At 40.7% G+C, this 13,527-nt stretch carries 15 protein-coding genes; 11 read left to right on the forward strand and 4 right to left on the reverse strand.

Annotated features, from left to right (window positions below; genetic code table 11):
* The first annotated feature begins 58 nt into the window (after positions 1–58).
* The 9 genes from FTU98_RS01455 (at position 59) to FTU98_RS01495 (ending at position 9,441) form a co-directional block, all read left to right on the forward strand.
* A complete protein-coding gene (locus FTU98_RS01455) occupies positions 59–1,060 on the forward strand; it encodes a quinone-dependent dihydroorotate dehydrogenase (RefSeq protein ID WP_004971477.1) in 1,002 nt (333 codons plus the stop codon).
* A 3-nt stretch (positions 1,061–1,063) separates the two neighbouring features.
* Complete coding sequence (locus tag FTU98_RS01460; protein ID WP_178865528.1) at positions 1,064–1,645, forward strand: CvpA family protein; 582 nt, start codon at positions 1,064–1,066, stop codon at positions 1,643–1,645.
* Positions 1,646–1,670: 25 nt separating this feature from the next.
* Positions 1,671–3,209 carry an amidophosphoribosyltransferase gene (gene purF, locus FTU98_RS01465; RefSeq protein WP_004971473.1) on the forward strand — a complete coding sequence of 513 codons (1,539 nt, stop codon included), beginning with the start codon at positions 1,671–1,673 and terminating at the stop codon, positions 3,207–3,209.
* Between the two features lie 95 nt (positions 3,210–3,304).
* Positions 3,305–5,194: a M48 family metalloprotease gene (locus tag FTU98_RS01470; RefSeq protein WP_004971472.1), complete on the forward strand. Its 1,890-nt coding sequence runs from the start codon at positions 3,305–3,307 to the stop codon at positions 5,192–5,194.
* Between the two features lie 170 nt (positions 5,195–5,364).
* Positions 5,365–6,003, forward strand: a complete 639-nt coding sequence (locus tag FTU98_RS01475; RefSeq protein ID WP_180050190.1) for a hypothetical protein — start codon at positions 5,365–5,367, stop codon at positions 6,001–6,003.
* 75 nt (positions 6,004–6,078) lie between these two features.
* Entirely contained in the window at positions 6,079–7,053 is a 975-nt protein-coding gene (locus FTU98_RS01480) for a D-glycerate dehydrogenase (protein WP_154320850.1), read from the forward strand.
* A gap of 105 nt (positions 7,054–7,158) precedes the next feature.
* Positions 7,159–8,595, forward strand: a complete 1,437-nt coding sequence (locus FTU98_RS01485) for a M48 family metalloprotease (RefSeq protein ID WP_179991188.1) — start codon at positions 7,159–7,161, stop codon at positions 8,593–8,595.
* Between the two features lie 48 nt (positions 8,596–8,643).
* Positions 8,644–9,018 (forward strand): GFA family protein, encoded by a 375-nt coding sequence (locus FTU98_RS01490; RefSeq protein WP_096902524.1) that lies wholly within the window; start codon positions 8,644–8,646, stop codon positions 9,016–9,018.
* A gap of 60 nt (positions 9,019–9,078) precedes the next feature.
* On the forward strand, positions 9,079–9,441 hold the full coding sequence (locus tag FTU98_RS01495) for a hypothetical protein (RefSeq protein ID WP_180050195.1): 363 nt from the start codon (positions 9,079–9,081) through the stop codon (positions 9,439–9,441).
* A gap of 153 nt (positions 9,442–9,594) precedes the next feature.
* Here the strand turns inward: FTU98_RS01495 and FTU98_RS01500 are convergent, their stop codons facing one another.
* Positions 9,595–10,041 carry a GatB/YqeY domain-containing protein gene (locus FTU98_RS01500; protein ID WP_096902523.1) on the reverse strand — a complete coding sequence of 149 codons (447 nt, stop codon included), beginning with the start codon at positions 10,039–10,041 and terminating at the stop codon, positions 9,595–9,597.
* Between the two features lie 31 nt (positions 10,042–10,072).
* Positions 10,073–10,288: a 30S ribosomal protein S21 gene (rpsU, locus tag FTU98_RS01505; protein WP_001136722.1), complete on the reverse strand. Its 216-nt coding sequence runs from the start codon at positions 10,286–10,288 to the stop codon at positions 10,073–10,075.
* A 146-nt stretch (positions 10,289–10,434) separates the two neighbouring features.
* Here rpsU and tsaD point away from each other — a divergent pair, with 146 nt between their 5' ends.
* Positions 10,435–11,451, forward strand: a complete 1,017-nt coding sequence (gene tsaD / locus FTU98_RS01510; RefSeq protein ID WP_004971458.1) for a tRNA (adenosine(37)-N6)-threonylcarbamoyltransferase complex transferase subunit TsaD — start codon at positions 10,435–10,437, stop codon at positions 11,449–11,451.
* A gap of 95 nt (positions 11,452–11,546) precedes the next feature.
* Here tsaD and FTU98_RS01515 read toward each other — a convergent pair whose 3' ends face one another.
* Positions 11,547–11,804, reverse strand: coding sequence for an EexN family lipoprotein (locus FTU98_RS01515; protein ID WP_004971457.1), 258 nt, complete (start codon positions 11,802–11,804; stop codon positions 11,547–11,549).
* 354 nt (positions 11,805–12,158) lie between these two features.
* On the opposite strand from FTU98_RS01515, the gene FTU98_RS01520 reads away from it, so the two are divergent.
* On the forward strand, positions 12,159–12,470 hold the full coding sequence (locus tag FTU98_RS01520) for a hypothetical protein (RefSeq protein WP_104851815.1): 312 nt from the start codon (positions 12,159–12,161) through the stop codon (positions 12,468–12,470).
* Positions 12,471–12,546: 76 nt separating this feature from the next.
* Here the strand turns inward: FTU98_RS01520 and FTU98_RS01525 are convergent, their stop codons facing one another.
* Entirely contained in the window at positions 12,547–13,419 is an 873-nt protein-coding gene (locus FTU98_RS01525) for an ATP-binding protein (protein WP_096902520.1), read from the reverse strand.
* Positions 13,420–13,527 lie beyond the last annotated feature (108 nt).

Genomic DNA, 13,527 nt, shown 5'->3' on the forward strand with positions numbered 1-13,527 from the left:
TTTTGACTGGGCTAAGCCTATAATATGGCGACTTAGAAAGCAGTAGACTTTTGCAGATATGTTGTATTCTCTAGCCCGCCCGTTGTTATTTTCTTTAGCACCAGAGCGTGCACATGAGCTGACACTATCACTATTGAAATCGAGCCATAAAATGGGCTTGATGCGTCAAAAGACTGTAGCGAAACCTGTGACGTGTATGGGAATTGAATTCCCTAATCCAGTAGGTTTGGCAGCAGGTCTAGACAAAAATGGTGCATATATTGATGCCTTGGCTGGTTTAGGCTTTGGGTTTATTGAAATTGGCACCATTACGCCACGTCCTCAAGCGGGCAATCCGCATCCACGTTTATTCCGTATTCCACAGGCCAAAGCCATTATTAACCGTATGGGTTTTAATAATGATGGGGTCGATCAGCTGATTGAAAACGTCAAAGCGGCAAAATTTAAAGGTATTTTAGGGATTAATATTGGTAAAAATGCCGATACGCCTGTTGAAAATGCGGTAGATGATTATCTGATTTGTCTAGAAAAAGTCTATAACTATGCCTCTTATATTACTGTAAATATTTCATCACCCAATACCAAAAATTTGCGCAGTTTGCAAAGTGGTGATGCGCTGACTGAATTATTGCAAACCCTCAAACAGCGTCAGTTGGAGTTGGCAGAAGAACATCAACATTATGTGCCGTTGGTCTTAAAAGTTGCTCCAGATTTAGACCCTGAAGATATTCAGTTTATTGCCAAGCAATTATTGCAATTCAAAATTGATGGCCTGATTGTGACCAATACCACTTTGTCGCGTGAAGGCGTAGAAAACTTGCCGCATGGCGATGAAGCTGGTGGTTTATCGGGCGCGCCTGTGTTTGAAAAAAGTACTGCATGTTTGGCAGCATTTTCAGCAGCACTGAAAGGTGAAATTCCTTTAATTGGTGTCGGTGGCATTTTGTCGGGCGAACAAGCGGTTGCCAAAAAAAATGCAGGTGCAAGCTTGGTTCAGGTGTATAGTGGTTTAATCTATGCAGGTCCTGAGTTGGTTCAAGATTGTGTGAACGCCTTATAACTTATGAATACCATTGATATCGTTATTCTGATTCTCTTGCTTATTGGAGGGTTGAACGGTTTGCGACAAGGATTTATTAAAGCCTTTGCGAACTTGGTAGGATGGATTTTTGCCCTAATTGTTGCGGCAAAATATGCAGTTGTCCTAGCACCTTCGATGACAGCACTCAGTAGCGATCCTGTGGTACAAAAAATTGCAGCCTTTGCATTTATTGTCTTGGTGATTGTGGTACTGACCTGGATTGTAACCGCTGTTTTAAATGGTGTTTTAAAGAGCTTGAAACTTGGCCCATTAAATCGTTTGGCAGGCGGTGCATTTGGTACCTTGAAAGGCTTACTCATTGTTCTTATTACCATTCAAGGCATTGGTCCTTGGGTCGAAAGCTCGCCTTATTGGAAACAGTCTAAATTTGTGCAAACTTTATTGCCGTATGCACCGTGGGCAACAGAACTCTCCAAAGACGCTGCCAATGAGGCTTTACAGCACATCAAGTCGAAAGATGCCGCGTCATCTTCCGACATCGCATCTGACGCAAAAGAAAACCGCTCTGGCGCAGATGGCTCAACGAATAATCCTTTTTATTAATCCCTAGCTGGTCTGCGAGGTTGCTATGTGTGGAGTTGTTGGTATAGCTGGTAAATCACCTGTTAACCAAATGTTGTTTGATGCATTAACGATGTTACAACATCGTGGACAGGATGCAGCTGGGATCGTAACTTGCCACAATGGACGTTTGTTCTTGCGTAAAGATAACGGTATGGTGCGTGATGTATTCCATACGCGTCACATGCGTGCGTTGCAAGGTAATTATGGTATTGGGCACGTGCGTTATCCAACTGCAGGTTCATCTAGCAGTGCCGAAGCGCAGCCATTTTATGTGAACTCGCCGTACGGGATTACTTTGGCTCACAATGGCAATTTGACAAATGCCGAAGAAATTCACGAAGATCTGTTTAAAACAGATTTACGTCACATGAACACCGATTCTGATTCAGAAGTGTTATTGAACGTATTTGCACATGAATTGCAAAAACGTGGCAAATTAAACCCAACGCCTGAAGATATTTTTCATGTAATCAGCCGTGTGCATGAGCGCTGCAAAGGTGCTTATGGCGTTGTTGCAATGATTACAGGTCAAGGATTGGTTGGCTTCCGCGACCCGAATGGTATCCGTCCATTGATTTACGGTTCACGTGAAACTGAACAGGGCATGGAATATATTATTGCATCAGAATCTGTGGCAATTACTGCACTTGGCTTTAAAGTTGAACGTGATATTGCGCCGGGTGAAGCGATCTTTATTAATGACGCAGGTGAATTATTTACCCAGCAATGTGCCGCTAAACCTGAATATCGCCCATGTATTTTTGAATATGTATATTTTGCTCGTCCAGATGCGACCATTGATGGTATTTCAGTGTATAAAGCGCGTTTGAAAATGGGTGAAAAACTGGCGCATAAAATTACCCAAGAGTGGGGCGAGCAACACGATATTGATGTCGTTATTCCAATTCCAGATACATCACGTACATCAGCTTTAGAATTGGCAAATACTTTAGGGGTTAAATTCCGTGAAGGTTTTATGAAAAACCGCTATATCGGACGTACCTTTATTATGCCAGGTCAGCAATTGCGTAAAAAATCAGTGCGCCAAAAACTGAACCCTGTAGAGCTTGAGTTTAAAGGCAAAAATGTACTGTTGGTGGATGACTCGATTGTCCGTGGTACGACCTGTAACGAAATTATTCAAATGGCACGTGATGCTGGGGCGAAAAAAGTATTCTTTGCTTCTGCAGCGCCAATGGTGAAATATCCAAACGTGTATGGTATTGATATGCCAGCCAAAGATGAATTAATCGCGTCTAACCGTAATGTCGAAGAAATTCGTGAAATTATTGGTGCAGACCGTTTAATTTTCCAAGATTTAGAAGATTTAAAACAAGCCGTTCGTACCCATAAAGTACCGCATTTAACTGAATTCGATTGTTCAGTATTTGATGGCGTGTATGTAGCTGGCGGAATTGACGAAGCTTATCTGAATGATCTTGAGCAAAAGCGCAACGACTTGGCTAAAAAAGGCAAAGATGGTTATATTGATGTCAATATTGATGCCGCGTCAGTAGACTTAACTGGTGTAAAAGAGAGTTAATTTTTTTCTGATCAGCTCAGTGAGAAAAGCGGGAAATTCCCGCTTTTTTCATTTATGATGGTGGCTCAAATACAATGTAATTCAGGATGTTTACATTGAGGTCTGTGAGTAGTTACTTGATTAAAAACAAAAATATGATTTGGTCTGCAATTTTATGTTTGGTTGCAGTCGCTTTGACCCTGTTTATCTTAAACACAGTTTTGGGTCTGTTGGTCTATTATGTCGATTCAAGCCAATCCATCTATTGGCACAGTCTAAGCCCATACTGGATTACGGTCTTGGTGCTGATTATGACAGTATCCGTCATTTTGGAATTTTACGTTTTTCGCTCAGGTGGTCATTCTTTGGCAAAACAATTGGGTGCGCGTCGTTTAACCCAGTTCGAAAGTACCCCAGAAGAAAGTACCGCACTTAAACTGACCGAACAATTGGCCGATACCTTTCAAATCCCAGCGCCTACTGTATATGTATTGCCCGATGAAATTGGGGTAAATGCCCTCACTGCAGGCTTTAGTCATAAAGATATTGTGATTATTTTGACTTGGGGTGCTTTGCAAAACTTGGATGAGCAAGAGCTTTATGGATTGCTCAGCCATGAGTTTAACCATATTTTAAGTGGTGAAACCATTGATAATACTAAACTTAAAATCCTCTACAGTAGTCTAACCACGTTTAGTAAGTGGGGCAGTAGCATCGCCAAACTTGGTTTTGGACAACATCGTGATGCGCCGCCACATAAGTTAGCGACTTTTTTTGTTGCTGTAGGTGGTGGTATCTGGTTGTTTGGTAGCTTGGGCGTGTTGATTACCCGCTTAATTAAATATATTAGTCTAAGCGGACGTACCTTTAAAAATGATTTAAAAACCAAACGTTTGATTCAAAATAATGCCAATATTCAAACTTTGCTGCGAATTTATGTGCATCATGCAGGGTCGCAAATTCATAGTGAATATTCAGAATCTATTTCCCACATGTGCTTTGCTAACTCGCTCAGTCCGCAAAGCTGGATGAATATTCATCCAAGTATTGAAGCCCGTATTTTTGAGCTTGATCCAACCTTGGTGCAAGACTTACAACTCGAAAATTTGAAGCGTTTACGCAATCAGCCTTTGTTTAGCCTATTTCGCTCGTTAGAAGAAATGAATGCTGAATATTATGCGCCGTGGAGCTCGCCGCAACCTTTGCCTTTGCTGCGCTTGTCGCCGATTAGCTTTGCAATTAATGATGCAATTAAGCCACTCAAGCCTGAAATTCGCAATAACATGCCGCGTCCAGAGCTAATTCAGCGTGCCTTACAAACGGCAACGGGTTCGCGTGAGGTGATTGTCGCTATTTTGATGATTCGCCAATATCGTGAATTTATTCCTGCTGAAGCAGAAGTGAGTCGTGCAATTGTAGATGCTTTATTACATTTGGATGGGCGAGTACATATCTCGATTTTCCATGAAGCGTGTAAAAATATTGGTGGTATGCCGCTGAGTATCGCACGGCAGTTTCTAACCAAATTGGCAAAAATCATTCAGGAAGATGGCGAGATTGGTTTGTTGGATGCCTTGCTGCTTGAACGAATCAAGTTTGAATTAAACTTACTGCCTTTACATACACCTGCAGCGTTACACGAAGTTAAACCGCAAATTGTACGTTTAATCGATGCTTTATTGCATGTGCAGCAAATTAATAGTGTTAATCAGTTAGATGTACGTGAACGTATTTTAGAACGTGTTTTAACTGCAGATGAATTGATTGATTATGAAGAAATTTCAGATGAACCGATTGATTTATCAGAAATTTTAAATGATATGGCAGGTTTGCTGCTGCGTGATCGACTGATGGTGTTAGGCATTGCTGAAATTTGTTTGTGGAATGACCGTATTATCACCCAAGATGAATTGGATGTTTTGGAGTTGCTCTATTGGCGTTTAGGTTTTAAAACCGAAGAAATTGTCGAGCAAATGCAAAAACAAAACAGTTTGATGATTGTGTGACACTGATTGACTAGGTGTGTTTAAAGCAGATTTTGAAAAAATACGAATAGGTCAGATTGGGTGAAAGAAAGCACAGCATTGTGCAGCCTTTCTAGGTAGAATAGGTGCTATCTTGCATGTTGTTCTGTGATAAATACGTGCAGCGAAAAATTAGATGGGTGATGATAAACATGATGGGGCATCAGCGTGACATTTTAGCCAGTTTGGGAATCGATATTTGGGTTTCCAGAATGGCTGTGTCTCAAACTTTGCCACAATCATCGGTTTGGCGCGAACAAGCTGCACTTGAAATACACAGCGAAATTATTGTTCCTGCTGCAGTACCTCAACAATTAAAACAACAACAGCCGATTATTCACGAAAAGCCTAAGCAAGAACCATCTCCGCAACATACGACAGTTGAAGCGGCCGCGCCAGAAGTTGTTCCTGAAGCGCGTGTCATGCTGCAAATTGAAGCATTTAGTATTGAAGCTTTGCAGTTGCCACATTGTGTCATTTTGGTAGAAAGCACTACCTTGAGTCAGGAACAGCAACAATTGTGGCGTAATATTCAACATGCGCTACAGGCCGAATATCACGTATTGCAATGGCCTTTTGCTTTAGAAGTATTACAAGACGGCATCGGGGTAGAAAATTATGTGCAAGGTTTTGTTGATGTCTTGAGCACAGATAAAAACATGCTGATTTTAGGTCAATTACCACATTTTAAATCTGAACAATGTTTGCATTTAGCCAGCTTGCAAGAGATGTTAGATCAACCGCTGTTGAAAAAAAGTCTGTGGGATGCGATACAAATCACATCGTTATAGCCTAAAGCCTAAGTCAATTCAGATATTTAAAACTCTACATATACAAGCAATTGTAGACACGAAACAGGGATAATCATGCGTAAAAAAGTGGTAGTGTTTAGTCAAATTGATGCAGAAATTTTAAGTAAGCTAGAGCAAGATTATCAGGTGGTGCAGGTCAGCCCGAAGTTGGGTGACGTGAATCAACAGTTGCTTGAGCATGTGCAAGATGCGGATGGCATGATTGGTGCAGGGCGCTTGCTTAATCAAAGCAACTTACATACTGCGACTAAACTCAAAGTGATTTCGAGTGTAAGTGTCGGTTACGACAACTATGATGTAGATTATTTAACCCAACAAAAGATTAGTCTTTGCCATACACCGCATGTCTTGACTGAAACCACAGCAGATTTAGCCTTTACTTTATTGATGAGTGCAGCACGACAAGTGCCATATTTAGATCGGTGGACTAAACAAGGGCAATGGAAACGTACCGTGGGTGCAGCACAGTTTGGACAGGATATTTATGGTAAAACCATTGGTATTGTAGGTTTGGGGCATATTGGTGCGGCTATCGCACGGCGTGCATTTCATGGTTTTAATATGAATGTGGTGTACCACAATCGTCGTGAAAAAATGGAAGTGGCGAAGGCATTTAATGCAGAATATTTAAGTCTGGATGAATTGCTGCAACAGTCTGATTTTGTGGTACTGGCAGTCGATTTAAATGCAGACTCTAAAGCCTTAATTGGTCAGCGTGAACTTGATTTAATGCAGTCACATGCAATTTTGGTCAATATTTCGCGTGGTTCAGTCATTGATGAGCAGGCACTTATTCAGACCTTACAAGCAGGCAAAATTTTTGCCGCAGCTTTGGATGTCTATGACAAAGAACCACTGCAAGAATCACCATTATTTGAGTTAGATAATGTCGTGACTTTGCCGCACATTGGTTCAGCAACTGCAGCAACTCGTCGACAAATGGCAAACTTAGCCTATAAAAATTTAGTTGATGCGCTGGAAGGACGTCGCCCGCAATATGTTGTTAATCCTGCTTGTTATACGTCTTAAAGTTAAAGATGATTTGGTAAAAATTGATAACACATCATTGCAAATGCGTTCATTTTTCAATGTTATAGTGAATCATTATGCAAAATATGTATTTGAGATCATCCATTGAAACATCTATTACTGATCTGCGGTTTGAGTTTTGCCAGTATTGCGACAACCCAAAGTGCCAATCTAACCACCACACCACAATTTAATGTGCCTGAAATAGGCAGTGGTGTGGGATTAATTGATCAGCAAAAAGAACGCAGTATTGGTGAAAAAGTCTATCGGGAAGTGCAGCGTAAAATGCCTGTCACGCAAAACCCGTGGCTGGAAGATCAATTAATCAATACGTTTTCGCATCTACTCAGCCAAACTCAATTGGGGCAACCCATTGGGCTACTCATTATCAATGATCCACAAATTAATGCTTTTGCTGTGCCGGGTGGTTTATTTGCGTTAAACACAGGTCTTATTAATTCTGCCCGTAATATGGATGAAGTTGCGGGCGTGATGGCGCATGAAATTGCGCATGTGTCGCAACGTCATTACAGTCGCTCTCAAGAGGCATTTAAAGGACAGGGTTTGTTGGCACTCGCTGGGGTTGTGGTTGGGGCATTGGTTGCCTCACAAGCCGATGGTGATGCAGGCGCAGCGGTGATGATGGGTTCTCAAGCCGCTTTAATGGATCAGCAATTGACTTATAGCCGTAATCAGGAACGTGAAGCAGACCGTATTGGCATGCAATATATGTATAGCGCAGGCTATAACCCACAAAGCATGGCAGACTTTTTTGAGGTGATGCACCGTACTACGAGTCGAGTGAGCTTCTTACCTGACTTTTGGTTTACCCATCCCTTAACCACAGAGCGGATGAGTGAGGCGCGTTTACGTGCCAATCAATTGCCACCAGTGCCAACCTCGCTGCGTGATGAAGACTTTGAGATTTTAAAGTTATATAGTTTGGTGGTTTCGCAGCAGGCGACAGAACAGCAGCTTAAAGCATTTGCAACCCGTAACCATTTTGCGGCGAATTTGGCTTTGGCTTATTTTTATAGCCAGCAAGGCGATTTTGTTTTGGCGCAACAAAGTATAGATCAGGCCAAAAGTCACAATCGTTTACATAATTTATTGATACTTATTCAAACTGACATTTATTTAGGGCAAAATAAAATTGATTTAGCGCTCAAAACAATTGGTTCACCTGCGCGAATTATGCCTGAAAATCGTGCGCTGAATTATAAATGGGCCGAGGTTTTGATTCGTCAAAATCAAACTACGCAAGCAGAAAGTATTTTGAAGGATTTCTTGCAAAAAAATCCACGTGATTTATCGGCATGGAATTTAATGCAGCAAGCGGCAAATGTAGACCGAAGCTCTGCATTACGCACGGTAAATGTGTTACGGTATCGTGCAGAAGTACAGTATTGGTCAGGTTGGGAAGAAGAGGCAATTAAATCATTACTGCACGCGCAGCGTTTAGCCAAAGACAATCAGGCGATGTCGGCAAATATAAAAAACCGTGTGACTGAAATGCAAAGAGAACGACAGTTAAAAATATAAGTCGGGCGTACATACGGTGGCATAACAATAAAGAAAGGGAGTTTAAGAATGATTGAGGGACAATGTTTATGTGGTGCGGTGTATTACCGTTACCATGCCGAAATTGAAAAAACAATATTATGTTTTTGCCAGCATTGCCGTCGTGCGCAAGGCGGTATTATGGGATGGAATAGTCCAGTGGCACGCGAACATTTTGAAGTGGTGCGTGGCTTAAAATATCTAAAAGAATATTTTCATAGTCCCAATAAAGCACGGGTATTTTGTCAGGAGTGTGGCAGCCCGATTTATTCTTATCGGCTAGATTTACCCGATATTATTCGCTTACGCTTAGGGACAGTGACTCAAGGCAAAGTTCCCGAACCATGTGAGCAAGCATTTGCGCAATACAAACCCAACTTTTTGGCAATTGAGTCGTGTGAATAGTTATTCACCGAATATACAATGCTAAAATAGAACTTGAGTTGAAACGACCCTGACTTGAAAATGAAAAAATATATTTATTTATGCCTTACTTTGGGGATGACCTTGCAAAATGTCTATGCTGCGAGTGCAGAGCAGTATGTGTTGGCTGTTGAAGAAATTAATGCGCAATATAAACAAGATACCCGACAGTTTTTACGAGGCTTAAACCCACAACAGCAGGGTTTTAATCCGCAGCAACAGCAGCAGTTTTGCGGCATTGTTAGTCGTTATGTTGATCGTTTATATCAGGCAGCAGATGAAAACCGTGCCTATTTGGATCGTCGTTATCAGAATATTAATAAACAGGACGTGATTCAGCAGGTCATCACATCTAAAGAAATGCAATTACTGAAAAAATATCAAGTGAACTGCGATTTAAAGTAAAAAGTTAAAGCAGAAGTGTCTAAGGGTGAATAGATAATCTATCTCATCCTAGGTTTAGCATTTTACTTAATAGCATTAGATAGAAAGATTAAAGCGGGCTTAATCTGACATTTAAATCAGTGTTCGGAGAAGCACAAATTTGGGGTGAGCTAATTAGCTTAATTTGGCTTTAATTTTGGCAGATACTTGAGCAGGATCGGCGCGCCCGGCTATGAGCGGACGCAGAGAGTTCATCACCTTACCCATATCTTTCATGCTAGTAGCTTGTTGCGCTTCAATGGTTTGCGCAATCATGGAATCAAGTTCTTCCTCAGTCATAGCTTCTGGTAGAAACTGAGATAACACCTCAATTTCGGCTTGTTCCTTACTAGCTAAATCTTCTCGGCCAGCGCCTTCAAAGGCTTTAACCGATTCTTTACGTTGTTTAATTTGCTTTTCAATGACCGCAAGAACCTGAGCATCGTCAAGCTCTTTGCGCTCATCGACTTCGATTTGCTTAATTGCCGCCTGTAGACTACGAATTACCGTTAACTTATCCATTTCTTTGGCGCGCATTGTCGCTTTCAAAACGTCAGTAATTTGGTTTTTTAAAGTCGTCATCATTTAATCCAGACAGGCAATCACAAATTAATTAGTAAAGGCGAGTAGTACGTACTGATTCACGCGCCAATTTCTTTTGGTAGCGTTTAACAGCAGCAGCTTTTTTGCGCTTACGTTCTTGAGTTGGTTTTTCGTAGAATTCACGCTTACGTACGTCAGCTAAAACACCTGCTTTTTCGCAAGAACGTTTGAAACGACGGATAGCTACGTCTACTGGTTCGCCTTCTTTCAATTTAACTTGTGGCATGAAGAATCCTCATTAAGTTATGGATAAGATCTGGGCGAAATTGCCCACGATCACAAGTGAAGGTCAGTATTTTACTCATTTACATCTCATATCACAAGTCTATAATAGGTTTCGCAATAGAATTGATACAGGTTATAGGCAATTTAATGATCGTTTTAGGCTTAGAAACATCTTGTGATGAAACAGGACTTGCACTGTATGACAGCGAGTTAGGTTTGCGCGGGCAAGTACTGTATAGCCAAATTAAATTGCATGCAGAGTATGGTGGTGTGGTACCCGAACTGGCTTCACGTGACCATGTGCGCAAACTTATTCCTTTAATCAATCAATTGCTTGAGCAGAGCCAAGTCAAAAAATCTGAAATTGATGCAGTGGCTTATACCCGTGGGCCGGGGCTAATGGGCGCACTCATGACAGGCGCATTATTTGGACGAACTTTAGCTTTTGCCTTAAATAAACCTGCAATTGGGGTGCATCACATGGAAGGGCACATGCTTGCACCATTATTGTCTGCGACACCGCCAGAATTTCCGTTTGTCGCTTTATTGGTTTCGGGTGGACATACACAGCTCATGGCAGCTTATGGCATTGGCCAATATGAATTGTTAGGCGAGTCGATTGATGATGCTGCAGGCGAGGCTTTTGACAAAGTTGCCAAAATGATGGGTTTACCGTATCCGGGTGGGCCAAATATCGCCAAACTAGCTGAACAAGGCGATGCCAAAGCTTTTGAATTTCCACGTCCAATGTTGCACCAAGGCTTAGAATTTTCATTTAGCGGTTTAAAAACTGCGGTTTCAGTACAAATGAAAAAGTTAGGTGATGAAAACCGTGATGCCGATATTGCGGCAAGTTTCCAAGAAGCGATTGTTGATACTTTGGTGAAAAAATCGGTAAAAGCTTTAAAACAAACAGGTTTAAAACGCTTGGTGATCGCGGGTGGGGTGAGTGCAAATACTCGGTTACGTGAGCGTTTAGAAGCAGATTTAGCTAAAATTCGTGCAACGGTTTATTATGCAGAACCTGCATTGTGCACCGACAATGGTGCAATGATTGCTTTTGCGGGCTATCAGCGTTTAAAAGCAGGGCAGCAAGATGGTTTATCGGTTACGACTACACCACGTTGGCCGATGACGGAGCTTACCAATCCAACTGCGGGTTAAGTTGTTCGTAGCATAAAATCAATCAGAGGCAATAATCTGCCTCTGACTTTATATGCTAAATTTTTACATTAATATTAGAAACGAATACTTAAGACTTAGCGAACTGCGTCCATTAAACCTTTGGTAAGATCTTTCATCATGCCTTGCATCACAGCATTCCCTGCATTTGTACAGTTTTCTAATTTTTTACCTTCTAGTGATTTACCTTGATTGGCCATTTCTTCGCACTTCTGCAAAACTTTTTTAGCTTCATCTAAGTTCTCGGCATAATACTCTTGCGTTTTCACTTGTGTACATGCTGTAAGCGTTGTAATTAAACTTACTGTAATTAACAAATTTTTAAATTTAAACATTATTTTTTAACCGTTGTTTGTTTTAAAGAGATTGCATCTTAAGCGAATAATGGGTTCATAAAATAATACAATGGACTAAAGTTGATCTTATTAAGTAAAATTAAATAATTGCAATATAAATATTTTTAATTTTTTTGAAGTTTTATAGTCATATTCTATCCCAAACTTTATTTCACGTATTGGTTTCAAATAGAACTTCTTTATTTTTTTTGTGCATTCATCCTACAATTTATAGAAATCCATAAAGTAGCTGACAGCAGTATTTAAATCTGTGAATCCTGTCCAATTGTTGTGTTTTCAACTTTAAACTATGATTTTTGGTAGATATTTAATATAAAACCAATTGAGATAAACATGCGATTTAAAAATACATTTTGCATTATTTGTGTGATGGGGATGATGGTATTGACCGCTTGCGAAGGGGCTGAGTCAATACAGCAAAATATAAATAGTACAGAAAATCAGCCGAGTTCAGTGACAGCCCAACAGGTCGAAGTACCGACTCGTTTGACTACTGTAGCAACTCATCCTTCGGCTATCACACCTGAAGCGACAGTACCGCAAGAAGTATATGTAGGAGAGCCGACTGTGGCAGAAATGCAGGCGCATGGCGAAGAATTTTATAAAGACACATTGGCACGGATTGCTGCAGAACAAGGTCAGTAGTCGCTCAGTCATTTAGCGCGTTTAAATAGAGTGGGTTGCTGACTATCTTCTATATGCAAACAACCCATTAAAATATTTAAAGTGCTTTAAGTTGCTGCGAGCCAATCCAGTGTTTAGAAAATTGATAGGCAGCACGCCCTGAACGCTGTCCACGTGCCTGACACCATCTTAATGCTTCTGCACGTACTTCGGCAGTCATTGGCATTTCGGCTTTGTGTAAATAATGCTCCACAATTTCTAAATATAGATTTTGATCCATTGGATAAAACGACAGCCATAGACCAAAGCGATCAGACAGTGAAATTTTCTCTTCAATTGCTTCTTGAGGATGCAACTCAGTATATTGCGGCACATCTACACGAGTGACAGGTGTATTTTCATGCATAAATTCAGGTAATAGATGACGTCTGTTACTGGTTGCATAAATAATAAAATTACTGGAACCTGATTGTAATGAACCATCTAAAACACTTTTTAAACTACGATAATTTTCATCTTCTGCGTTAAAAGCTAAATCATCACAGTAGACAATAAATTTTTCAGGACGATGCTGAATGATTTTTTGAATTTCTGGCAATTCAGACAAATCATCGCGTTCAATTTCAATTAAACGTAATCCTTGATTGGCATACTCGGTCAATAGGGCACGTACAATAGATGATTTTCCCGTACCGCGTGAGCCTGTAAGTAACACATCATTGGCAGGTAAGCCATTTAAAAACTGCAAGGTGTTTTGAATGACTTTTTCTTTTTGCTTTTCGATGCCTTTTAAATCATCTAAATCAATTTTTCTTGGTTGTTGAATCGCTATCAATTGTCGATCTTGCCATTTGAATGCGATGGCGGAAAAGTCGGTTTCTTGTTTTAAAGCAGGTAAACTTTGCTGTAGTTGTTGGAGTACATGAGAAAGTGATAATAAGATGTTGTCGGGTAAATCTAGGTTTGCCATGATAATTCAGCTTAAAAAATGCAGATCAGATTGCTACACTTTAAGACTAGCGCAATTGACCTAGATTTGACAATCAAAGTGTGAATCGAGTCATTGACGCGTATTACA

The organism is Acinetobacter sp. YH12211 (assembly GCF_013418015.1).
In the GTDB taxonomy this organism is placed as follows: Bacteria; Pseudomonadota; Gammaproteobacteria; order Pseudomonadales; family Moraxellaceae; genus Acinetobacter; species Acinetobacter towneri.